Consider the following 21,993-nt stretch of genomic DNA (forward strand, 5'->3'; position numbering starts at 1 on the left):
CGATCCTTCTGTTGTTAGCCTTCGTCTTTTTTGTCGTCAACCAGCGGGCTGGCGTCATGTTCGGCAATAATCTCTTCTTCTGCCAGCGGCGCAGGTTCTGCGTCAGGCGTCACGAAGGTTTCGGTAGAGATTGCCAGAGGCTGGCCCAGTTTAGTGACCGACAAGCTTTCGAGTTGTTCAGCCAGCTTCACTTTGCCCGGCGCAAACAGGTTGATCACGGTTGAGCCCAGCTTAAAGCGACCCATCTCCTGGCCTTTCAGCAGAGCCACAGAGCCTTCCGCTTCACCGGCAGGCCAGGTCCAGCGCTTGATCACACCTTCGCGAGGCGGGGTGATGGTGCCAGCCCAGACGGTTTCAATGCTGCCTACAATGGTCGCGCCCACCAGAATTTGCGCCATAGGGCCAAATTCAGTATCAAACAGGCAGATGACACGCTCGTTGCGGGCAAACAGGTTCGGGACGTTTTGCGCGGTCAGATGGTTGACGGAGAACAGGTCGCCCGGGACGTAAATCATCTCGCGCAGGATGCCGTTACACGGCATGTGCACGCGGTGGTAGTCGCGCGGTGACAGATAGGTGGTGGCAAACGTACCGTTACGGAACAGATCCGCCATCAGGTAGTTACCCGCCAGCAGGGCTTCCAGGCTGTAGTTATGACCTTTTGCCTGCAGGATTTTATCGTCTTCGATATCACCTAACTGGCTAATCACGCCGTCTGCTGGCATCACCAGGACGTTAGGGTCGGTGTTTACCGGGCGCACTTCGTCACGCAGCGGGCGCACGAAAAATTCGTTAAAGGTGCGGTAGCTGGCGGTATCCGGCTTCTGCGCCTCTTTCATATCGACCTTGTAATATTTTACGAAAAGGTCGATGACCAGTTTGGTCAGCCAGCCTGCTCGTTTGCTCGCGCCCCAGCCCGCCAGGCGAGTGAGCCACAGTTTTGGCAGAATGTATTGAAGCGAAAGTTTAAATGCGTTTAACAAGGTAGCCTCCAGGCCATTGTTTTGTCGTTCCTGATCCGGTGTGAAGCCGCCGGAACCTGAAAAAAGGGGACGATTTTAGCGATGCTTAGCTTAGTTGTCAGTTATCAGAATCAGAAAAGTTTTTACGCGTTTTTACGTCTTCCATGCTCTCAAGAATACGGTGGTAGTTCTCAAAGCGAGTTTCCGCAATTTCACCGTTCTCAACCGCTTCGCGGATAGCGCAGCCCGGGTCGTTATCGTGTTTACAGTCGCGGTATTTGCAAGCGCCTAAATAGTCATGGAATTCGACAAACCCGTTGAAGATTTGTTCCGGCTCGAGATGCCACAAGCCGAATTCACGCACGCCCGGGGAGTCGATCACGTCGCCGCCGTGTGGGAAGTGATACAGACGCGAGGCGGTGGTGGTGTGCTGGCCCAGACCGGAGACATTGGACACATCGTTAGTCAGGATCTCTTGCTGAAGGCCGAGCAGATTATTCAGCAGACTTGATTTACCCACGCCGGACTGACCGGCAAAGATGCTGATACGGTCGGTCAGTGCCTCTTCTAACGGCTTAAGGCCATCTTTAGTGTGGCTGGAGACCATCAGCACGCGATAACCAATCTTGCGGTAGATATCCATCTGCTCATTCACGAAGGCCATGCCGTCGTCATCCAGCAGATCGATTTTATTCAAGACAATGATCGGCTCAACCTGCAGCGTTTCACAGGCGACGAGATAACGGTCGATAATATTGAGCGAGAGCTCAGGTAAAATCGCCGAAACGATAACAATCTGGTTAATATTGGCGGCAATAGGTTTAACCCCGTCGTAAAAGTCTGGACGGGTGAGCACCGACGTGCGTTCATGCACGGCTTCAACGATACCTTTCACCGTTACGCCTTCGGCGGCTTCTTTACCCGGACGCCAAACCACGCGATCGCCGGTAACCAGTGAACGGATGGTGCGGCGGATATTACAACGGTGAATATCCCCGTCGGCGGATTCGACATCGGCATGCATACCAAAACGGCTAATCACGACACCTTCTGTCGCTTCGCCAAACAGGTTGTCGTCGTAATCCGGCTTCTCCGAAGTGGTTTTAAGACGGCGCTGGTGATTGGCGTTGACACGGCGCTGCTGCCCTTTGGAGAGTTTATTTTTACTCAATCGCGCTGGCTCCTGGTCGCCCATGATGGGCAAAACCTCTATGATACACTCTAATTAATACTAGTTAACCTGCTACTGCTGGTTATGCGAGAAGGGTGGAAAATAACATGAGCGCGGATGAAAACAACCTGATTTGGATCGATCTTGAAATGACCGGGCTGGATCCCGAGCGCGATCGCATCATTGAAATTGCAACACTGGTCACCGATGCCAACCTGAATATTCTGGCTGAAGGGCCCACTATTGCGGTTCATCAGTCAGACGATCAGCTTGCGCTGATGGATGAGTGGAACGTGCGTACCCACACCGGCAGTGGCCTGGTTGAGCGCGTGAAGACGAGTACCATGGGCGACCGCGAAGCGGAGCTGGCGACGCTTGAGTTCCTGAAACAGTGGGTTCCGGCAGGCAAATCACCTATCTGCGGTAATAGCATCGGCCAGGATCGCCGTTTCCTGTTTAAGTACATGCCGGAGCTGGAGTCTTATTTCCATTATCGTTATTTGGATGTCAGCACCCTGAAAGAGCTGGCGCGCCGCTGGAAGCCTGAAATCCTGGACGGCTTTAAAAAGCAGGGGACGCACCAGGCAATGGACGACATCCGCGAGTCCGTGGCGGAACTGGCGTACTACCGCGAAAACTTTATCAAGCTGTGATTTTGCGACCTGGTGCCTTGCGTGAGCTTGTTTTTGCCGTTAAATTGTTCAGCTTGCCGATTAAATAGGCACTTGAACTGAATTTCGAAAAAATCGCTTTAAGGGGGGTTGCAGCTAAACGGATTTCTCGTATAATGCGCCTCCCGTAACGACAGAGAATTACACGTTACGACAGCTACAAAAGCAGTACAGATTTGCGGGAATAGCTCAGTTGGTAGAGCACGACCTTGCCAAGGTCGGGGTCGCGAGTTCGAGTCTCGTTTCCCGCTCCAAAATTTGAAAGTGCTTCCATGGCACAGACTGCCCAAGCGGGAATAGCTCAGTTGGTAGAGCACGACCTTGCCAAGGTCGGGGTCGCGAGTTCGAGTCTCGTTTCCCGCTCCAAAATTTGAAAGTGCTTCCATGGCACAGACCACCCAAGCGGGAATAGCTCAGTTGGTAGAGCACGACCTTGCCAAGGTCGGGGTCGCGAGTTCGAGTCTCGTTTCCCGCTCCAAAATTTGAAAGTGCTTCCATGGCACAGACCACCCAAGCGGGAATAGCTCAGTTGGTAGAGCACGACCTTGCCAAGGTCGGGGTCGCGAGTTCGAGTCTCGTTTCCCGCTCCAAATTCTTATTCATCTCTAAAATATCCACAGCGAAAAGATTCGTTGGGGACGTTTTCTGTTGCCTCTGAAATACTCTTGTAAACAGAGTTATCCACAGAAACTGCGCTTAACCGGAGCAGAGTTAAAACTTAGCAGGGTGAATAGTATCTTTATAATATACTGTATTTGCTAGAGAAAATTTGATTTCAAAATGTTATTGAGATCACTTGACCTCTCCCCCAAGCCAGATGGCGCTTGAGTTTGTAATTTTATTCACAGGCTGTGAATAGTTCAGGCATCCCGCGTAAGCCCTTTTTCAATCACCCTCACCAGCCGCTGTTTCTTCGGTAACTGCACCTCGACCACGCAGGCATTACGCTTCTCGATTTGCTGCGCAATCGCCCATTCTATGTGTTCATCAAGAAGTGGGTGCTCACCTCTACGGCTTTCAAGCGCCCGGATATTCGCTTCATCCCACGGGGCATTCCCCAGCGCAACGGCAACATTACGCAGCCAGCGCAGATGACCGATGCGGCGAATGGCCGAACCTTCCGTCACTTTCAGGAACCAGGCTTCGGTCCAGGCGAACAGTTCAATGAGCTGCGGCGCATGCAGCGCCTTACGCGGGCTGAAATCCTCTTCATCCGTAAGCTGCGAATAGCGGTTCCATGGGCAAATGAGCTGGCAGTCGTCACAGCCGTAGATTCGGTTGCCAATAAGCGGTCGAAATTCTTCAGGGATCGCCCCTTCCAGTTCGATGGTGAGATAGGAGATACAACGGCGCGCATCAACAGTATAAGGCTCGACGATGGCACCCGTCGGGCAGATGGTCATACAGGCCACGCAGCGCCCGCAGTCTTCCTCTACCGGGCCGTCTACCGGCAGCGGTAAATCAATCAGCAGTTCACCCAGGAAGAAGAACGATCCGGCGTCACGGCTAAGGATAAGTGAGTGCTTACCTGTCCAGCCTAGCCCGGCTTTTTCAGCGATCGGTCGCTCAAGAATGGGCGCAGAATCGACAAAGGGTCTAAAATTCAGCGAAACACAGTGCTGCTGAATAGTTTCCCCGAGTTTTTTTAAACGGTTACGCAAGAGCTTATGGTAATCACGCCCCAGGGCGTACCGGCTGACGTAACCCAGAGAGGGGTTTTTAAGCGTGCGCGCAAAGGCCGCGTTGGCGGGCAGGTAGTTCATGCGCACGCTGATGACGCGTAATGTGCCCGGTAAAAGCTCGTGTGGACGGGCGCGCATCATGCCATGACGCGCCATCCATTCCATCTCGCCGTGGTATTGTTTATCCAGCCAGGCCTGCAGTTTCGGCTCGCTGGCGGAGAGGTCGGTATCGGTAATACCCACCTTCTGGAAGCCGAGCTCAGCACCCCACTGTTTAATTTTTTGCGCTAACTGATTGAGATCGAGGGGCTGTGACATGACGGACCATACGGTGAAGAAAAACCCCGCAAGTATACCACATTCCATCTGGCATGCGGACGCGCTCCGGCGTGCCGAAAAAGAGGCTGCAGACAGTCTCGGTATTACCCTTTATGAACTGATGCAGCGCGCAGGCGAGGCCGCATTCAACGTTGCTCGCAGCGCGTTCCCGCAATCCCGCCACTGGCTGATTTTGTGCGGACACGGTAATAACGGCGGCGACGGCTACGTCGTTGCCCGTCTTGCGGTTGCAGCAGGTCTGCGCGTTACGTTACTGGCTCTTGAGAGTGATAAACCGCTGCCGGAAGAGGCCGGCGCGGCGCGAGACGCATGGCTGAATGCAGGCGGTGTGATTCATGCGGCTGATATCGTCTGGCCAGAGGATGTTGATCTGATTGTTGATGGTCTGCTGGGTACCGGGCTACACAGTGCGCCTCGCGAAAACATTGCCGCGCTCATTGCACACGCCAACAGACATTCCGCGCCAGTGGTCGCCCTGGATATCCCGTCAGGCCTGATCGCTCAAACGGGCGCGACGCCGGGGGCGGTGATTCAGGCTGCGCATACGGTGACCTTCATCGCCCTGAAGCCGGGATTACTGACCGGCAAAGCGCGGGATGTGGTCGGCATGTTGCACCACAATGCGCTGGGGCTGGAGAACTGGCTAGCTGGGCAGGAAACGCACCTCGCGCGTGTTGATGCGTCGCAGCTTGCAGCGTGGCTGCCGCCCCGACGTCCGACATCCCATAAAGGCGATCACGGCAAGCTGGTGATTGTTGGCGGTGACCACGGCACGGCGGGCGCTATCCGTATGGCCGGTGAAGCGGCATTGCGAAGCGGTGCCGGTTTAGTGCGAGTACTCACTCGCATTGAGAATATTGCGCCGATAATCACAGCCCGACCGGAACTGATGGTCCATGAGCTTACGCTTCAGACCCTTGAGGAAAGCCTTGAATGGGCGGATGTGGTCGTCATTGGTCCCGGGCTTGGACAGCAGGCGTGGGGTAAACAGGCCCTGCAAAAGGTCGAGAATTTTCGTAAACCGATGCTGTGGGATGCCGACGCGCTGAACCTTCTGGCAATCAATCCGGATAAGCGTCACAATCGCATTCTGACGCCACACCCCGGCGAAGCCGCGCGGCTGCTTAACTGCAGCGTGGCAGAAATTGAAAGCGATCGCTTACTTTCTGCTCAGCGTCTGGTAAAACGTTACGGAGGTGTTGCTGTTTTGAAAGGGGCAGGAGCCGTTGTCGCCAGCGATGAGGCGCAGGGCATTATTGATGCCGGAAATGCGGGCATGGCGAGTGGCGGAATGGGCGACGTGCTTTCCGGTATCATTGGCGCGTTGCTTGGACAGAAACTTCCCCTTTATGATGCAGCCTGTGCGGGCTGCGTGGCCCACGGTGCCGCGGCAGATAAACTGGCTGCGCGTTACGGTACACGCGGTATGCTGGCCACCGATCTCTTTTGCACGCTGCGGCGTGTTGTTAACCCGGATGTGATTGACGTAGAAAATGACTAATCGAGCGATTCCTTTACCTGATGAACAAGCCACTTTAGAACTCGGCAAGCGCGTGGCGCAGGCCTGTCAGGGGGCAACCGTCATTTATCTGTATGGTGATTTAGGTGCGGGTAAAACCACCTTCAGCCGGGGTTTTTTGCAGGCGTTAGGGCATAACGGGAATGTGAAAAGCCCAACCTACACGCTGGTGGAACCGTACACCCTTGAGAATCTTATGGTGTACCACTTCGATTTATACCGCCTTGCGGATCCTGAGGAGCTGGAATTTATGGGGATCCGTGATTATTTTGCCAATGATGCCATCTGCCTGGTGGAGTGGCCGCAACAAGGTGCGGGTGTGTTGCCTGACCCGGATGTCGAAATTCACTTAGATTACCAGGCACAAGGGCGTGAGGCACGCATCAGTGCAGTTTCCTCATCAGGCTGTTCCTTACTGGCCCGTCTGGCCGGTTAAGCGTAGGGATGACGGGATGATAAATCGCGTTAAAGGTTGGTTGTTGGCTGCCACGGTGCTGCTGTGCGCGCAGGCCGGGGCCGCAAACCTCTCAGATATTCAGGTATCAAACGGCGAAAGCCAGGCCCGGATCACGTTCAGCTTTATGGGCGATCCTGAATATGCGTTCTCACAGCCAGACAGCCACAGCGTGGCGCTGGATATCAAACAGACAGGCGTGATCCAGGGGTTACCGCTGCGCTTCAGCGGTAACAACCTGGTGAAAAGTATCCGTTCGGGCACGCCGCAGGATAGTCAGTCGTTACGCCTGGTGGTCGATTTGACCGAAAAGGGTAAAACGAAGGCGGTGAAGCAGCAAAACGGGGCGAACTATACGGTGGTCTTTACCATCAATGCCGACGCACCGCCACCGCCACCGCCTCCACCGCCGCCGGTCGTTGCTAAACGTGTGGAAGAACCGGTGTATACGCCGCGTCCTTCAGAACCTGCGCGTAATCCGTTTAAATCTCAGAACGATCGCATTACTGCGGCAACCAGCAGCAATACGGTGACGCGTCCGGCGGCCAGTGCGCGACGCGCGACGGTTAGCGGTGACAAGGTGATTATCGCCATTGATGCGGGTCACGGCGGGGAAGATCCGGGGGCGATTGGCCCGGGCGGTACGCGGGAGAAAAATGTCACAATCGCGGTGGCCCGCAAGCTCAGGGCGCTGTTAAACGACGATCCGATGTTTAAAGGCGTGTTAACCCGCGACGGGGATTACTTTATCTCCGTAATGGGACGCTCGGATGTGGCGCGTAAGCAAAATGCCAATTTCCTGGTCTCCATTCATGCGGATGCCGCACCGAATCGTAGCGCAACTGGCGCCTCGGTTTGGGTGCTGTCAAACCGCCGGGCGAACAGTGAAATGGCAAACTGGCTTGAAGAGCATGAGAAACAGTCTGAACTGTTAGGCGGTGCGGGTGATGTGCTGGCTAATAGCCAGTCTGACCCGTATCTCAGCCAGGCGGTGCTGGATTTACAGTTCGGTCATTCCCAGCGCGTCGGGTATGATGTCGCCACTAACGTACTGAACCAGCTGCAGGGCATCGGGGCATTGCACAAGCGCCGTCCGGAGCATGCGAGCCTGGGGGTTCTGCGTTCGCCGGATATTCCATCGATCCTCGTGGAAACGGGCTTTATCAGCAATAACAGTGAAGAGCGTTTGTTGGGTAGCGACAGCTATCAGCAACAAATTGCTGAAGCGATTTATAACGGCTTGCGCAAATATTTTGAGGCGCATCCTCTGCAGTCCGCGCCGCAGGGCGGAGCAGCCCAGACGGCCAGTGCCGCGCTGCCGGGCGAGACGACAGCGACAAACTAAGGAGAATTCATGCCGATTCAGGTTCTACCGCCGCAGCTTGCGAACCAAATCGCCGCCGGTGAGGTGGTGGAACGCCCTGCGTCGGTAGTGAAGGAGCTGGTGGAAAACAGCCTCGATGCGGGCGCGACCCGCATCGATATTGATATCGAACGCGGTGGCGCGAAGCTCATTCGCATTCGCGACAACGGCTGTGGCATTAAAAAAGACGAGCTGGCGCTGGCGCTGGCTCGACACGCCACCAGTAAAATTGCCTCTCTGGATGACCTGGAAGCGATCCTTAGCCTCGGTTTTCGCGGTGAAGCGCTGGCCAGTATCAGCTCGGTTTCGCGTTTAACGCTGACCTCCCGAACCGCTGAACAGCAGGAAGCCTGGCAGGCTTACGCCGAAGGGCGCGATATGGATGTGACGGTCAAACCCGCGGCGCATCCTGTCGGTACGACGCTGGAAGTTCTGGATTTGTTCTACAACACTCCCGCCCGACGCAAGTTTATGCGTACCGAAAAAACCGAGTTCGGCCATATCGACGAGATCATACGTCGTATCGCCCTGGCCCGTTTCGATGTCACCATTAACCTCAGCCATAACGGCAAGGTGATGCGCCAGTATCGCGCGGTGGCAGAAGGCGGGCAGAAAGAGCGCCGTTTGGGGGCAATCTGCGGTACGCCGTTCCTGGAACAGGCGCTGGCCATTGAGTGGCAGCATGGCGATCTGGCGCTGCGCGGTTGGGTGGCTGACCCGAACGCCAGCAGTGCGGCGTTCGCGGAGATTCAGTATTGTTACGTGAACGGTCGCATGATGCGTGACCGTCTCATTAATCACGCCATTCGCCAGGCCTGCGAAGACAAGCTCGGGGCCGATCAGCAACCCGCTTTCGTGCTGTATCTGGAGATCGACCCGCATCAGGTCGATGTGAACGTTCATCCAGCCAAGCACGAAGTGCGGTTCCACCAGTCACGACTGGTGCATGATTTTATCTATCAGGGCGTGCTGAGCGTGCTGCAACAGCAGGTTGACGCCACGTTGCCGCTGGAAAACACGGAGCCTTCGCCGCGCCCGTTCCCGGAAAACCGTGTCGCTGCGGGCCGTAACCATTTTGCGGAGCCTGCCGTCGCGCGTGAACCTGAAGCCCCGCGTTTCTCCTCAGCAGGAGCCGCACCGCGCCCGACGGGAGCGAACTACCCGCATGCCCAGCCTGGCTATCAAAAGCAGCAGGGGGCGTTGTATCGCAAACTGCTGGATACGCCGGCCGTGGAACGTAAAGAGCCTATCCTGGCATCGCCACCTTCTCTTGACGGTCACAGCCAGAGTTTTGGCCGGGTGCTGACGATTATCGCGCCGGATATGGCACTGCTTGAACGTGACGGTAAATTGATGCTTCTGGCATTGCCGGTAGCTGAACGCTGGCTCAAACAGGTGCAGCTCACGCCGGGCGAAAATGCGGCCTGTGCGCAGCCGCTGTTGATCCCGGTTCGTCTGAAAATATCCTCTGAAGAAACAAGGGTATTGCAGCGCGCCGAGCCGCAGCTGGCGCAAATGGGTATTGAAATTGTGCTCGAACCACAACATGTGACAATTCGTGCAGTGCCTTTACCCTTACGCCAACAAAATTTACAAAACTTGATTCCTGAACTGATAGGCTACCTGGCGCAGCAAACGTCGTTTGATGCCGCTAACACCGCGCAGTGGATCGCCCGCCACCTGGCAAGTGAACATGCGCCGTGGAGTATGGCACAGGCCATTAGCGTGCTGGCGGAGGTTGAACGCCTCTGTCCGCATCTGGTGAAGACACCGCCGGGTGGGTTATTACAACCTGTTGATTTACAAACGGCGATGAACGCCCTGAAACATGATTGACGTAAGTAAGGCGAGCCTGCCTAAGGCAATTTTTTTAATGGGCCCAACGGCCTCCGGCAAAACCGCGCTAGCCATTGAGTTGCGTAAAGTTTTGCCTGTAGAGTTGATTAGCGTCGACTCCGCCCTCATCTACCGAGGGATGGACATCGGCACGGCGAAGCCGGACGCAGAAGAGCTGCGCGCGGCACCGCACCGTTTGTTGGATATTCTCGACCCGGCTCAGGCATACTCCGCAGCGGATTTCCGCCGGGATGCCTTAGCCGAGATGGCCGAGATAACGGCGGCGGGACGTATACCGCTGTTGGTTGGCGGAACCATGCTTTATTTCAAGGCGTTGCTGGAGGGGCTCTCTCCTCTGCCATCAGCGGACCCGGAAGTAAGAGCGAAAATCGAGCAGCAGGCGGCAGAGCAGGGTTGGGACGTTTTGCATAAGCAACTGGCGGAGATAGACCCGGTTGCGGCAGCACGAATCCATCCAAATGATCCGCAAAGGCTTTCCCGGGCACTGGAAGTTTTTTTCATTTCGGGTAAAACTTTAACGGAACTGACGCAAACGTCAGGAGACGCTCTGCCGTATCAGGTGCATCAGTTCGCCATCGCCCCGGCGAGCCGTGAACTGCTCCATCAGCGAATTGAGCAGCGTTTTCATCAGATGTTAGCTTCAGATTTTGAAGCAGAAGTGCGGGCGCTATTTGCCCGTGGAGATTTGCATACGGACATGCCTTCCATTCGTTGTGTGGGATACCGCCAGATGTGGTCGTATCTTGAAGGTGAGATTTCATACGATGAAATGGTTTATCGAGGTGTTTGCGCCACGAGACAGTTAGCGAAGCGCCAGATCACCTGGTTGCGCGGTTGGGAGGGGGTTCACTGGTTAGACAGTGAAAAACCACAACAGGCGTTAAACGAAGTGATTGAGGTTGTTGGTGATATCGCTCACTGAATGTGTACAATTGAGTCGTATCGTGCGCAATTTTTCAGAATCGCAAGGTTCTAAGTACAAAACAAGCATATAAGGAAAAGATAGAATGGCTAAGGGGCAATCTTTACAAGATCCGTTCCTGAACGCATTGCGTCGGGAACGTGTTCCAGTTTCTATTTATTTGGTGAATGGTATTAAGCTGCAAGGTCAGATTGAGTCTTTCGATCAGTTTGTGATCCTGTTGAAAAACACGGTCAGCCAGATGGTTTACAAGCACGCTATTTCTACTGTTGTTCCGTCTCGTCCGGTCTCTCATCACAGCAATAACGCTGGCGGCGGCACTGGTAGTAACTACCATCATGGCAGCAACGCGCAGGGCTCTTCTGCTCCAGCGCAGGACAGCGAAGACACCGAATAAGGTTTCGCGCTGTTATCCACACGGGGAGCCAGCGATCCTGCGTTCCCCGCTGATCTTTTTTGAGGATTTTACGCTTGTTTGACCGTTATGATGCCGGTGAGCAGGCGGTGCTGGTACACATCTATTTTTCGCAAGACAAAGATATGGAAGACCTCCAGGAGTTTGAATCTCTGGTCTCTTCCGCCGGTGTCGAAGCAATGCAGGTGATTACCGGTAGCCGTAAAGCGCCGCACCCAAAGTATTTTGTTGGTGAAGGTAAAGCAGTTGAAATTGCGGATGCCGTAAAAGCAACCGGCGCGTCAGTCGTGCTGTTTGACCATGCGCTGTCTCCGGCTCAGGAACGTAACCTGGAACGTCTTTGCGAATGCCGTGTTATCGATCGCACGGGTTTGATTTTAGATATTTTTGCTCAGCGTGCACGTACCCACGAAGGTAAGCTGCAGGTTGAGCTGGCGCAGTTGCGCCATCTGGCGACGCGGCTTGTGCGTGGCTGGACCCACCTTGAAAGACAGAAAGGCGGGATTGGTTTGCGCGGTCCGGGTGAGACCCAGCTCGAAACCGACCGCCGTTTGCTGCGTGGCCGTATTACCCAGATCCTTTCACGTCTGGAACGCGTTGAGAAACAGCGTGAGCAAGGGCGCCGCGCGCGCTCAAAAGCCGACATCCCGACGGTGTCGCTGGTGGGGTATACCAACGCCGGTAAGTCCACCCTGTTTAACCAGATTACTGAGGCCCAGGTATATGCCGCAGACCAGCTGTTTGCGACCCTGGACCCAACGTTGCGTCGTATCGACGTTGCCGACGTCGGCGAGACGGTGCTGGCGGATACCGTAGGGTTTATCCGCCATCTGCCGCACGACCTGGTGGCGGCGTTTAAAGCCACCTTGCAGGAGACGCGACAGGCGACCCTGCTGGTGCACGTGATTGATGCTGCAGACGTTCGCGTGCAGGAGAACATCGACGCGGTAAACGTGGTGCTCGAAGAGATCGACGCCCACGAGATCCCAACCCTGTTGGTGATGAACAAGATCGATATGCTGGAGGATTTCGAGCCGCGTATCGACCGAGATGAAGAGAACAAACCGATTCGGGTCTGGCTTTCTGCCCAGTCCGGTATTGGTGTGCCACTGCTTTTCCAGGCTTTGACAGAACGTCTTTCCGGTGAGGTAGCCCAGCACACGCTGCGATTGCCGCCACAGGAAGGCAGGCTGCGCAGCCGGTTTTATCAGCTTCAGGCGATAGAAAAAGAGTGGATGGAGGATGACGGCAGCGTGGGGATGCAGGTGCGTATGCCGATCGTTGACTGGCGTCGCCTCTGTAAACAAGAACCTGCGCTGGTCGACTATATCGTCTGATCAGAAAGGGTATGCCTGAATAATTCGCCCTTGCATAACAAATATGGAGCATATACATGGCGTGGAATCAGCCCGGTAATAACGGACAGGACCGCGACCCGTGGGGAAGCAGCAATAATCAAGGCGGCAACTCTGGGGGAAATGGCAACAAAGGTGGTCGCGAGCAGGGGCCGCCGGATCTGGATGATATCTTCCGCAAGCTAAGCAAGAAGCTTGGTGGTCTTGGCGGAGGTAAAGGTTCTGGCTCAGGTGGAAATTCCACCCAGGGGCCGCGCCCGCAAATGGGTGGCCGCGTGGTGGGCATTGTTGCCGCTGCCGTGGTTATCATCTGGGCTGCTACCGGGTTCTACACCATTAAAGAAGCGGAGCGCGGTGTCGTTACGCGTTTTGGTAAATTCAGCCATCTGGTTGAGCCGGGTCTGAACTGGAAGCCGACCTTCATTGACGACGTCACCGCGGTAAACGTGGAGTCCGTCCGTGAACTGGCGGCGTCTGGTGTGATGCTGACGTCTGATGAAAACGTGGTGCGCGTTGAGATGAACGTGCAGTACCGCGTGACCGATCCTGAACGTTATCTGTTTAGCGTGACCAGTGCGGATGACAGCCTGCGTCAGGCGACCGACAGCGCCCTGCGCGGCGTGATCGGTAAATACACCATGGACCGCATCCTGACCGAAGGTCGTACCGTTATTCGTAGCGATACCCAGCGCGAGCTGGAAGAGACCATCCGTCCGTACAACATGGGTATTACCCTGCTGGACGTCAACTTCCAGGCTGCACGTCCGCCGGAAGAAGTGAAAGCGGCATTTGACGATGCGATTGCTGCCCGTGAGAACGAACAGCAGTACATCCGTGAAGCAGAAGCGTACACCAACGAAGTTCAGCCACGTGCTAACGGTCAGGCGCAGCGTATTCTGGAAGAAGCACGCGCGTATAAGACCCAGACCATCCTGGAAGCTCAGGGTGAAGTGGCTCGCTTCGCGCGCATCCTGCCGGAATATAAAGCGGCGCCGGAAATCACCCGTGAGCGTCTCTATATCGAGACCATGGAAAAAGTGCTGAGCCATACCCGCAAAGTGCTGGTTAACGACAGCAAAGGCGGAAACCTGATGGTTCTTCCGTTGGATCAGATGCTGAAAGGCGGTTCTGCGCCAGCCGCGAAAGACACTAGCGGTGCGAACAACCTGCTGCGTCTGCCGCCTGCTTCATCAGGCAGCTCCAGCGCGAACACAACGCCTTCTTCGAACGATGGTGACATCATGGACCAACGCCGTGCTAACGCGCAGCGTAACGACTACCAGCGTCAGGGGGAATAAGGATGCGTAAGTCAGTTATTGCGATCATCATCATCGTATTGGTCGTGCTTTATACCTCTATCTTCGTTGTGAAAGAGGGTGAACGTGGGATTAAGTTCCAGTTCAGCAGCGTCGTTCGTGACAGTGACAAGCGTCCGGTGATTTATGAGCCGGGCCTGCACTTCAAGGTGCCTTTCATTCAGTCGGTGAAAACGCTCGATGCACGTATCCAGACGATGGATAACCAGGCCGACCGTTTCGTGACCAAAGAGAAGAAAGACCTGATCGTTGATTCCTATATCAAATGGCGCATCAGTGATTTCAGCCGTTACTTCCTGGCGACAGGCGGCGGTGACGTTTCTCAGGCGGAAGTGCTGTTGAAACGTAAGTTCTCTGACCGTCTGCGCTCTGAGATTGGTCGTCTGGATGTGAAAGATATCGTGACCGACTCCCGTGGTCGTCTGACGCTGGAAGTGCGTGATGCGCTGAACTCCGGTACAGCGGGCACGGAAGACGAAGTCTCAACGCCGGCTGCAGATGATGCGATTGCCAAAGCAGCAGAACGTGTTCAGGCTGAAACCAACGGCAAAGTGCCGGTGATCAACCCGAACAGTATGGCCGCGCTGGGTATTGAAGTGGTTGACGTGCGTATTAAGCAGATCAACCTGCCAGTGGAAGTGTCCGAGGCGATTTACAACCGTATGCGCGCCGAGCGTGAAGCGGTCGCACGTCGTCATCGTTCACAGGGCCAGGAAGAGGCTGAGAAACTGCGTGCCGCTGCGGACTATGAAGTCACTAAGACGCTGGCGGAATCTGAGCGTCAGGGCCGTATTCTGCGCGGTGAAGGTGATGCTGAAGCCGCGAAGCTGTTCGCCGATGCTTTCAGCCAGGATCCCGACTTCTACGCCTTTATCCGTAGCCTGCGTGCTTACGAGAATAGCTTCCAGAGCAACCAGGATGTGATGGTGCTCAGCCCGGACAGCGATTTCTTCCGTTATATGAAGACGCCGACTAACGCAACGCGATAAACTCAGGCTCGTTTGAGTACTCAAACCACCGCTCCCAACGGAGCGGTGGTTTTCTTTTATAAGGATTAAAAATGAATTCAACGATCTGGCTGGCACTGGCGCTCGTTTTAGTCCTGGAAGGACTGGGTCCGATGCTTTATCCGCGCGCCTGGCGTCGTATGATCGCCACGATGAGCCAACTTCCGGATAATATTTTGCGTCGTTTTGGCGGCGGTCTTGTGGTTGCTGGCATTGTGATCTACTACATGTTGAGGAAAACGATTGGCTGATCAAAAAATGGTCGGATTTGGCGTGCTTTGAGGTCAAAAAGTGCTGTATATCTGAAAAAGCGATGGTAGAATCCATTTTTAAGCAAACGGTGATTTTGAAAAAAATGGGTAACAACGTCGTCGTACTGGGCACCCAATGGGGTGACGAAGGTAAAGGGAAGATTGTTGATCTTCTGACTGAACGGGCTAAATATGTTGTACGCTACCAGGGCGGTCACAACGCAGGCCATACTCTCGTAATCAACGGTGAAAAAACCGTCCTCCATCTTATTCCATCAGGCATTCTTCGCGAAAACGTCACCAGCATCATCGGTAACGGCGTTGTGCTGTCTCCTGCTGCGCTGATGAAAGAGATGAAAGGTCTGGAAGACCGTGGTATCCCTGTTCGTGAGCGTCTGCTGCTCTCTGAAGCCTGCCCGCTGATCCTGGATTATCACGTGGCGCTGGACGTTGCGCGCGAAAAAGCTCGCGGCGCGAAAGCGATCGGTACCACCGGTCGTGGTATCGGCCCGGCTTATGAAGATAAAGTTGCACGTCGCGGTCTGCGCGTGGGCGACCTCTTCGACAAAGCAACCTTCGCTGAAAAACTGAAAGAAGTGATGGAATATCACAACTTCCAGCTGGTGAATTTCTACAAAGCTGACGCTGTTGACTACCAGAAAGTGCTGGATGACGTCATGGCGATTGCAGACATTCTGACCGGTATGGTTGTTGATGTGTCCGATCTGCTGGACCAGGCGCGCAAGCGTGGCGATTTCGTCATGTTTGAAGGTGCGCAGGGTACGCTGCTGGACATCGACCACGGTACCTATCCGTACGTAACCTCTTCTAACACCACCGCAGGTGGCGTGGCGACCGGCTCTGGCCTGGGTCCACGTTATGTGAATTACGTTCTGGGCATCATCAAAGCGTACTCCACTCGCGTGGGTGCGGGTCCATTCCCGACAGAGCTGTTTGATGAAACCGGCGAGTTCCTGTGCAAGCAGGGTAACGAGTTTGGCGCGACCACCGGTCGTCGTCGTCGTACCGGCTGGCTGGATGCGGTTGCCGTGCGTCGTGCAGTGCAGATCAACTCCCTGTCTGGCTTCTGCCTGACCAAGCTGGACGTACTGGACGGCCTGAAAGAAGTGAAAATCTGCGTAGGCTACCGTATGCCAGATGGCCGCGAAGTGACCACCACTCCGCTGGCGGCTGACGACTGGGAAGGCATCGAGCCAATCTACGAAACCATGCCGGGCTGGTCTGAGACCACCTTCGGTGTGAAAGAGCGTAGCGGCCTGCCGCAGGCGGCGCTGGATTACATCAAGCGCATTGAAGAACTGACCGAAGTGCCGATCGACATTATCTCTACCGGCCCGGATCGTACTGAAACGATGATCCTGCGCGACCCGTTCGACGCATAATGATGGTTTCGCCCGGCGGCGCTGCGCTTGCCGGGCCTACAAAACCCATCACAGGCCGGATAAGCAACGCGCATCCGGCTTTTTCGTCCTCCTTCCTCCTTTCAGTTCAAATAAATTAGCCCCTAACTATCTGGCTGGTTTATCATCATTAATGAATATCTGTGCGGTTTGTCCGCGATTTCCCTTTTTCCTGAGGTTGATGTGCAGTTAACAAGTTTCACCGATTACGGCTTACGTGCGCTGATTTACATGGCGTCGTTACCCGATGGGAAAATGACCAGTATCTCTGAAGTGACAGAGGTCTACGGCGTATCCCGTAATCATATGGTCAAAATAATCAATCAACTTAGTCGTGCCGGATATGTTGCTGCCGTCCGCGGGAAGAATGGTGGGATCCGTCTCGGTAAACCGGCGCGGAGTATTCGTGTTGGCGATGTGGTACGTGAACTGGAACCGCTATCTCTGGTGAACTGCAGTAGCGAGTTCTGCCACATTACGCCCGCTTGCCGCCTGAAACAGGCGCTTTCTAAGGCCGTGCAAAGTTTTCTTATGGAGCTGGATAACTACACGCTGGCCGATTTGGTTGAAGAGAATCAACCGCTTTATAAATTATTGCTGGTGGAATGAAGAAAATTTCCACCGGAGCTGACAACGGAGGAACCGACATGTCACACGATCCTTTCCAGGAACGCGAAGCCGAAAAATACGCGAATCCTATTCCCAGCCGTGAGTTCATCATTGAACACTTAACAAAACGCGAAAAACCCGCCAATCGTGAAGAACTTGCCGTTGAATTAAACATTGAAGGTGAAGAGCAAATTGAAGCCCTTCGCCGCCGCCTGCGCGCGATGGAGCGCGACGGGCAGCTGGTCTTTACCCGCCGCCAGTGCTACGCACTGCCAGAACGCCTCGATCTGCTGAAAGGGACCGTCATTGGTCACCGCGATGGCTTCGGCTTCCTGCGCGTTGAGGGGCGTAAAGACGATCTGTACCTCTCATCTGAACAGATGAAAATGTGCATCCACGGTGACCAGATCCTGGCGCAGCCGCTGGGCGCCGACCGTAAAGGTCGCCGCGAAGCGCGCGTCGTGCGCGTTCTGGTGCCAAAAACCAGCCAGATTGTCGGTCGCTACTTTACCGACGCGGGCGTGGGCTTCGTGGTACCGGACGACAGCCGTCTGAGCTTCGACATCCTGATCCCACCTGAAGAGGTGATGGGCGCACGCATGGGATTTGTGGTGGTGGTTGAACTCACCCAGCGTCCAACTCGTCGTACAAAAGCAGTGGGTAAAATCGTCGAAGTGCTGGGCGACAATATGGGTACCACGATGGCCGTTGATATGGCGCTGCGTACCCATGAAATTCCGTACATCTGGCCGAAAGCGGTTGAAGACCAGATCGAAAGCCTGCGTGAAGAAGTCCCGGAAGAATCCAAAGTGGGCCGCGTGGATCTGCGCTCCCTGCCGCTGGTCACTATCGATGGTGAAGACGCCCGCGACTTCGATGATGCCGTCTACTGCGAGAAAAAACGCGGTGGCGGCTGGCGTCTGTGGGTGGCGATTGCAGACGTAAGTTACTATGTTCGTCCGCATACCCCACTGGATAATGAAGCGCGTAGCCGTGGCACCTCAGTCTACTTCCCGTCGCAGGTTGTACCAATGCTGCCGGAAGTGCTGTCTAACGGCCTGTGCTCCCTGAACCCGCAGGTTGACCGCCTCTGTATGGTTTGTGAGATGACCATCTCCACCAAAGGGCGCTTAACAGGCTACAAGTTCTACGAAGCGGTAATGAGCTCACATGCGCGTCTGACCTATACCAAGGTCTGGCATATGCTGCAGGGCGACCAGGATCTGCGCGAGCAATATGCGCCGCTGGTCAAACATATTGAAGAGCTGCATAACCTCTACAAAACGCTGGATCAGGCACGCGAAGAGCGCGGCGGGATCTCGTTTGAAAGCGAAGAGGCGAAGTTTATCTTCAATGCTGAACGCCGCATTGAGCGTATCGAACAGACCCAGCGTAACGATGCGCACAAGCTGATCGAAGAGTGTATGATCCTGGCGAACATCTCGGCGGCACGCTTCGTCGAGAAAGCCAAAGAACCGGCGCTGTTCCGTATTCACGATAAGCCGTCAACGGAAGCCATCACTGCGTTCCGCTCTGTACTGGCTGAGCTTGGCCTGGAGCTGCCGGGCGGTAACAAACCCGAGCCGCGCGATTACGCTGAGCTGCTGGAGTCCATTGGCGACCGTCCGGATGCCGAAATGCTGCAGACGATGCTGCTGCGCTCTATGAAGCAGGCGATTTACGATCCGGAAAACCGCGGCCACTTCGGCCTGGCGCTGCAGTCTTATGCCCACTTCACATCGCCGATCCGTCGTTATCCTGACCTGTCTCTGCACCGCGCGATCAAGTATCTGCTTGCGCAGGAGCAGGGCCATAAAGGGAACACCACCGAAACCGGTGGCTACCACTATTCGATGGAAGAGATGCTGCAGCTCGGTCAGCACTGCTCCATGGCCGAACGTCGTGCTGATGAAGCCACTCGTGACGTGGCGGACTGGCTGAAGTGTGACTTTATGCTGGACCAGGTCGGTAACATCTTCAAAGGCGTGATTGCCAGCGTGACCGGCTTTGGCTTCTTCGTTCGTCTGGATGAGCTGTTTATCGACGGTCTGGTGCACGTCTCCAGCCTGGATAACGACTATTATCGTTTCGACCAGGTTGGTCAGCGCCTGATTGGTGAATCCGGCGGTCAGACCTATCGTCTGGGCGATCGTGTGGAAGTGAAGGTCGAGGCCGTCAATATGGATGACCGCAAAATCGATTTCAGCCTGATCTCCAGCGAGCGCGCGCCGCGTAACGTCGGTAAAACCGAGCGTGAAAGGGCGAAAAAAGGCGGAAATGGCAAAGCGAACGGCAAGCGCCGTCAGGCCGGTAAGAAGGTAAACTTCGAGCCGGACAGCGCGTTCCGTGGCGAGAAAAAGCAGAAGCCGAAGGCGGAAAAGAAAGAGGCTCGCTCAGCGAAAAAGCCTTCCGCTAAGACACAGAAAATAGCTGCCGCCACCAAAGCGAAGCGCGCGGCCAAGAAAAAGCAGGCGGAGTAATCCTCCCCTCACCCTGACCCTCTCCCCAATGGGGAGAGGGAAAAGAACAGTCATAATGAGAACCATCAATGAGTGAAATGATTTACGGCATCCACGCGGTGCAGGCCCTGCTGGAGCGCGCACCGGAGCGTTTTCAGGAAGTGTTTATTCTGAAAGGGCGTGAAGACAAGCGTCTGATGCCGCTGATCCACGCGCTGGAAGCGCAGGGCGTGGTGATCCAGCTGGCAAACCGCCAGTTCCTGGATGAGAAAAGTGAAGGCGCGGTTCACCAGGGGATTATCGCCCGCGTGAAGCCGGGCCGTCAGTATCAGGAAAACGATCTGCCGGATCTGATTGCTGAACTGGATAATCCGTTCTTCCTGATCCTCGATGGCGTAACCGATCCGCACAACCTCGGCGCGTGTCTGCGCAGCGCGGATGCGGCGGGCGTGCACGCGGTGATCGTGCCGAAAGATCGTTCTGCACAGCTGAACGCGACGGCGAAGAAAGTGGCCTGCGGCGCGGCGGAAAACGTTCCGCTGATCCGCGTGACCAACCTGGCGCGCACCATGCGTCTGCTGCAGGAAGAGAACATCTGGATCGTCGGTACCGCCGGTGAAGCGGACCATACCCTGTATCAGAGCAAAATGACCGGCCGTCTGGCGCTGGTGATGGGGGCGGAAGGTGAAGGTATGCGTCGCCTGACGCGCGAGCACTGCGACGAGCTGATCAGCATCCCGATGGCGGGCAGCGTGTCGTCCCTGAACGTTTCTGTCGCGACGGGCATCTGCCTGTTTGAAGCGGTGCGTCAGCGCGGGTAGCCTGTTATGCCGGGTGGCGGCTTCGCCTTACCCGGCCGACAAAGACACGGTACCGTAGGCCCGGTAAGCGCAGCGCCACCGGGCATTTACCTCACTCCTCCAGTGACCGCAAATGGTCATTCTTCCTCAGCGTTAACAGCGCAACAATACTCACTACCGCCGTCGCCATCACGTAATACGCCGGAATATCCAGGTTCCCCGTTTCTTTAATCAGGCCGGTGATAATCAGCCCCGCGCACCCTGAGAAAATCGCGTTCGACAGGGAGTAGGCCAGCCCTAGCCCGGTATAGCGTACGCGCGTTGGGAACATCTCCGAGAGCATCGCCGGCCCGGGACCTGCCAGCATCCCCACCAGGCCGCCTGCAATCAACACCACAACAGCCTTCACCGCCAGGGTGCTGGACTCCGCCTGCAGTATTTTCAGCAGCGGCAGGGCGAGGAGCAGGAGCAGCGCGGTGGCGATAATCATCACCGTGCGGCGGCCAATCCTGTCGCTCAGGATCCCCGACGGGATAATCGTCAGCGCAAAACCGATATTCGAAATCACCGCAATCAGCAGCGCCTGGTTAAACCCGGTGTGCAGCGCTGACTGCAGATAGGTCGGCATAATGACCAGATAGGTATACCCCGCCGCGGACCAGACCATCACCCGGCCAATCCCCATTACGATGGCTTTGACCGTAGCGACGGTATCCGCCTGAGCGGCAACCGGTTTTTCCTGCTGCTGCACAAAGCTTGGCGTCTCTTCCATACTGACACGCAGCCACAGCGCAACAACGCCCATAGGCAGCGCCAGGAAGAACGGAATGCGCCAGCCCCAGTCATGCAATGCCTCAGGCGTGAGGAGGGCGGAGAGCAGCGCTACGATGCCTGCGCCCGCCAACAGGCCCAGTGCCACGGTGAAGGACTGCCACGCACCATAGAGCCCGCGCTTGCCGCGTGGGGCAAACTCCGTCATCAGCGAGACCGCACCGCCGTACTCACCACCCGCGAACAACCCCTGCAGGATGCGCAGCAGGGTGATAATCAGCGGTGCAGCGATACCGATGCTGGCGTAAACCGGCACAAGACCGATGGCGGCAGTGGCGAGCGTCATCAGCACCAGCACAATAATCAGCGTCGGTTTTCGGCCAATCCGGTCGCCGATGCGGCCAAACACCACCGCACCCAGCGGACGGAAGAAGAAAGCGATGGCAAATGAGGCGTAGGTGAGGATCAGGCTGGTGAGGCCCGCTTCCCCTTCAAGCTGGAAGAAATTTTTCGCAATGACGGTCGCCAGAAAACCGTATACCGCAAACTCATACCACTCGATAAAGTTACCAATGGAGCCTGCAATTAATGCTCGCTTGTGCGCATCCGGTTGCATAACTTTCCTCACTGAAAGGGGGAGAGAATAAAT

The 21,993-nt window shown here is 55.6% G+C and carries 19 protein-coding genes and 4 tRNA genes; 19 read left to right on the forward strand and 4 right to left on the reverse strand.

What is annotated here, in order from left to right; translation table 11 throughout:
• Nucleotides 1-14: 14 nt before the first annotated feature.
• Nucleotides 15-983 carry an archaetidylserine decarboxylase gene (asd, locus tag E3U32_RS14940; RefSeq protein WP_134349415.1) on the reverse strand — a complete coding sequence of 323 codons (969 nt, stop codon included), beginning with the start codon at nt 981-983 and terminating at the stop codon, nt 15-17.
• A 97-nt stretch (nt 984-1,080) separates the two neighbouring features.
• Entirely contained in the window at nt 1,081-2,133 is a 1,053-nt protein-coding gene (gene rsgA, locus E3U32_RS14945) for a small ribosomal subunit biogenesis GTPase RsgA (RefSeq protein ID WP_010427739.1), read from the reverse strand.
• A gap of 107 nt (nt 2,134-2,240) precedes the next feature.
• Here rsgA and orn point away from each other — a divergent pair, with 107 nt between their 5' ends.
• The 5 genes from orn to E3U32_RS14970 all read left to right on the forward strand — a co-directional run bounded on the left by orn (nt 2,241) and on the right by E3U32_RS14970 (nt 3,394).
• Nucleotides 2,241-2,786: an oligoribonuclease gene (gene orn, locus E3U32_RS14950; RefSeq protein ID WP_134349416.1), complete on the forward strand. Its 546-nt coding sequence runs from the start codon at nt 2,241-2,243 to the stop codon at nt 2,784-2,786.
• 196 nt (nt 2,787-2,982) lie between these two features.
• A tRNA-Gly gene (locus tag E3U32_RS14955) sits at nt 2,983-3,058 on the forward strand.
• A 36-nt stretch (nt 3,059-3,094) separates the two neighbouring features.
• Nucleotides 3,095-3,170 (forward strand) — tRNA-Gly (locus tag E3U32_RS14960).
• A 36-nt stretch (nt 3,171-3,206) separates the two neighbouring features.
• Nucleotides 3,207-3,282: transfer RNA gene (locus E3U32_RS14965), tRNA-Gly, on the forward strand.
• Nucleotides 3,283-3,318: 36 nt separating this feature from the next.
• Nucleotides 3,319-3,394, forward strand: a tRNA-Gly gene (locus tag E3U32_RS14970).
• A 270-nt stretch (nt 3,395-3,664) separates the two neighbouring features.
• Here E3U32_RS14970 and queG read toward each other — a convergent pair.
• Nucleotides 3,665-4,804, reverse strand: a complete 1,140-nt coding sequence (queG, locus tag E3U32_RS14975; protein WP_134349417.1) for a tRNA epoxyqueuosine(34) reductase QueG — start codon at nt 4,802-4,804, stop codon at nt 3,665-3,667.
• Between queG and nnr the strand changes: the two genes are divergently transcribed.
• The 14 genes from nnr to rlmB all read left to right on the forward strand — a co-directional run bounded on the left by nnr (nt 4,803) and on the right by rlmB (nt 20,594).
• On the forward strand, nt 4,803-6,326 hold the full coding sequence (gene nnr, locus E3U32_RS14980) for a bifunctional ADP-dependent NAD(P)H-hydrate dehydratase/NAD(P)H-hydrate epimerase (protein ID WP_134349418.1): 1,524 nt from the start codon (nt 4,803-4,805) through the stop codon (nt 6,324-6,326). The genes queG and nnr overlap by 2 nt on opposite strands.
• Nucleotides 6,319-6,780, forward strand: coding sequence for a tRNA (adenosine(37)-N6)-threonylcarbamoyltransferase complex ATPase subunit type 1 TsaE (gene tsaE / locus E3U32_RS14985; RefSeq protein ID WP_134349419.1), 462 nt, complete (start codon nt 6,319-6,321; stop codon nt 6,778-6,780). The genes nnr and tsaE overlap by 8 nt, the downstream gene beginning before the upstream one ends.
• A 16-nt stretch (nt 6,781-6,796) precedes the next feature.
• The gene (gene amiB, locus E3U32_RS14990; RefSeq protein ID WP_134349420.1) at nt 6,797-8,143 is read left to right on the forward strand and encodes an N-acetylmuramoyl-L-alanine amidase AmiB; all 1,347 of its coding nucleotides are present in this window, start codon (nt 6,797-6,799) and stop codon (nt 8,141-8,143) included.
• 9 nt (nt 8,144-8,152) lie between these two features.
• Entirely contained in the window at nt 8,153-9,997 is a 1,845-nt protein-coding gene (gene mutL, locus E3U32_RS14995; protein WP_134349421.1) for a DNA mismatch repair endonuclease MutL, read from the forward strand.
• Nucleotides 9,990-10,940, forward strand: a complete 951-nt coding sequence (miaA, locus tag E3U32_RS15000; protein WP_059311858.1) for a tRNA (adenosine(37)-N6)-dimethylallyltransferase MiaA — start codon at nt 9,990-9,992, stop codon at nt 10,938-10,940. Before mutL ends, miaA begins: the two co-directional genes overlap by 8 nt.
• An 85-nt stretch (nt 10,941-11,025) precedes the next feature.
• Nucleotides 11,026-11,337, forward strand: coding sequence for an RNA chaperone Hfq (gene hfq / locus E3U32_RS15005; protein WP_045284414.1), 312 nt, complete (start codon nt 11,026-11,028; stop codon nt 11,335-11,337).
• A gap of 74 nt (nt 11,338-11,411) precedes the next feature.
• A complete protein-coding gene (gene hflX, locus E3U32_RS15010; protein WP_047346122.1) occupies nt 11,412-12,692 on the forward strand; it encodes a ribosome rescue GTPase HflX in 1,281 nt (426 codons plus the stop codon).
• Nucleotides 12,693-12,748: 56 nt separating this feature from the next.
• Nucleotides 12,749-14,008: an FtsH protease activity modulator HflK gene (gene hflK, locus E3U32_RS15015; RefSeq protein ID WP_134349422.1), complete on the forward strand. Its 1,260-nt coding sequence runs from the start codon at nt 12,749-12,751 to the stop codon at nt 14,006-14,008.
• A gap of 2 nt (nt 14,009-14,010) precedes the next feature.
• Nucleotides 14,011-15,015 carry a protease modulator HflC gene (gene hflC, locus E3U32_RS15020; RefSeq protein WP_028016442.1) on the forward strand — a complete coding sequence of 335 codons (1,005 nt, stop codon included), beginning with the start codon at nt 14,011-14,013 and terminating at the stop codon, nt 15,013-15,015.
• Nucleotides 15,016-15,086: 71 nt separating this feature from the next.
• Nucleotides 15,087-15,284 (forward strand): DUF2065 domain-containing protein, encoded by a 198-nt coding sequence (locus tag E3U32_RS15025; RefSeq protein WP_003855996.1) that lies wholly within the window; start codon nt 15,087-15,089, stop codon nt 15,282-15,284.
• A 104-nt stretch (nt 15,285-15,388) separates the two neighbouring features.
• A complete protein-coding gene (locus tag E3U32_RS15030; protein WP_047346433.1) occupies nt 15,389-16,687 on the forward strand; it encodes an adenylosuccinate synthase in 1,299 nt (432 codons plus the stop codon).
• Between the two features lie 201 nt (nt 16,688-16,888).
• Nucleotides 16,889-17,314: a nitric oxide-sensing transcriptional repressor NsrR gene (gene nsrR / locus E3U32_RS15035; protein ID WP_134349423.1), complete on the forward strand. Its 426-nt coding sequence runs from the start codon at nt 16,889-16,891 to the stop codon at nt 17,312-17,314.
• Nucleotides 17,315-17,352: 38 nt separating this feature from the next.
• Nucleotides 17,353-19,794 carry a ribonuclease R gene (rnr, locus tag E3U32_RS15040; protein WP_134349424.1) on the forward strand — a complete coding sequence of 814 codons (2,442 nt, stop codon included), beginning with the start codon at nt 17,353-17,355 and terminating at the stop codon, nt 19,792-19,794.
• A 68-nt stretch (nt 19,795-19,862) separates the two neighbouring features.
• Nucleotides 19,863-20,594: a 23S rRNA (guanosine(2251)-2'-O)-methyltransferase RlmB gene (gene rlmB, locus E3U32_RS15045; protein WP_023334255.1), complete on the forward strand. Its 732-nt coding sequence runs from the start codon at nt 19,863-19,865 to the stop codon at nt 20,592-20,594.
• 91 nt (nt 20,595-20,685) lie between these two features.
• Here rlmB and E3U32_RS15050 read toward each other — a convergent pair whose 3' ends face one another.
• Nucleotides 20,686-21,960, reverse strand: a complete 1,275-nt coding sequence (locus E3U32_RS15050) for an MFS transporter (RefSeq protein ID WP_134349425.1) — start codon at nt 21,958-21,960, stop codon at nt 20,686-20,688.
• Between the last annotated feature and the right edge of the window lie 33 nt (nt 21,961-21,993).

The sequence above is a fragment of the Lelliottia nimipressuralis genome (genome assembly GCF_004402045.1).
Lineage (GTDB): Bacteria > Pseudomonadota > Gammaproteobacteria > Enterobacterales > Enterobacteriaceae > Enterobacter > Enterobacter chinensis.

What these genes read in the sequence shown, in the direction of transcription:
- orn (WP_134349416.1), top strand. Translation starts at nt 2,241, where the DNA reads ATGAGCGCGGATGAAAACAACCTGATTTGGATCGATCTTGAAATGACC.
- nnr (WP_134349418.1), top strand. Translation starts at nt 4,803, where the DNA reads ATGACGGACCATACGGTGAAGAAAAACCCCGCAAGTATACCACATTCC.
- queG (WP_134349417.1), bottom strand. Translation starts at nt 4,804, where the DNA reads ATGTCACAGCCCCTCGATCTCAATCAGTTAGCGCAAAAAATTAAACAG.
- tsaE (WP_134349419.1), top strand. Translation starts at nt 6,319, where the DNA reads ATGACTAATCGAGCGATTCCTTTACCTGATGAACAAGCCACTTTAGAA.
- amiB (WP_134349420.1), top strand. Translation starts at nt 6,797, where the DNA reads ATGATAAATCGCGTTAAAGGTTGGTTGTTGGCTGCCACGGTGCTGCTG.
- mutL (WP_134349421.1), top strand. Translation starts at nt 8,153, where the DNA reads ATGCCGATTCAGGTTCTACCGCCGCAGCTTGCGAACCAAATCGCCGCC.
- miaA (WP_059311858.1), top strand. Translation starts at nt 9,990, where the DNA reads ATGATTGACGTAAGTAAGGCGAGCCTGCCTAAGGCAATTTTTTTAATG.
- hfq (WP_045284414.1), top strand. Translation starts at nt 11,026, where the DNA reads ATGGCTAAGGGGCAATCTTTACAAGATCCGTTCCTGAACGCATTGCGT.
- hflK (WP_134349422.1), top strand. Translation starts at nt 12,749, where the DNA reads ATGGCGTGGAATCAGCCCGGTAATAACGGACAGGACCGCGACCCGTGG.
- hflC (WP_028016442.1), top strand. Translation starts at nt 14,011, where the DNA reads ATGCGTAAGTCAGTTATTGCGATCATCATCATCGTATTGGTCGTGCTT.
- E3U32_RS15025 (WP_003855996.1), top strand. Translation starts at nt 15,087, where the DNA reads ATGAATTCAACGATCTGGCTGGCACTGGCGCTCGTTTTAGTCCTGGAA.
- E3U32_RS15030 (WP_047346433.1), top strand. Translation starts at nt 15,389, where the DNA reads ATGGGTAACAACGTCGTCGTACTGGGCACCCAATGGGGTGACGAAGGT.
- rnr (WP_134349424.1), top strand. Translation starts at nt 17,353, where the DNA reads ATGTCACACGATCCTTTCCAGGAACGCGAAGCCGAAAAATACGCGAAT.
- rlmB (WP_023334255.1), top strand. Translation starts at nt 19,863, where the DNA reads ATGAGTGAAATGATTTACGGCATCCACGCGGTGCAGGCCCTGCTGGAG.
- E3U32_RS15050 (WP_134349425.1), bottom strand. Translation starts at nt 21,960, where the DNA reads ATGCAACCGGATGCGCACAAGCGAGCATTAATTGCAGGCTCCATTGGT.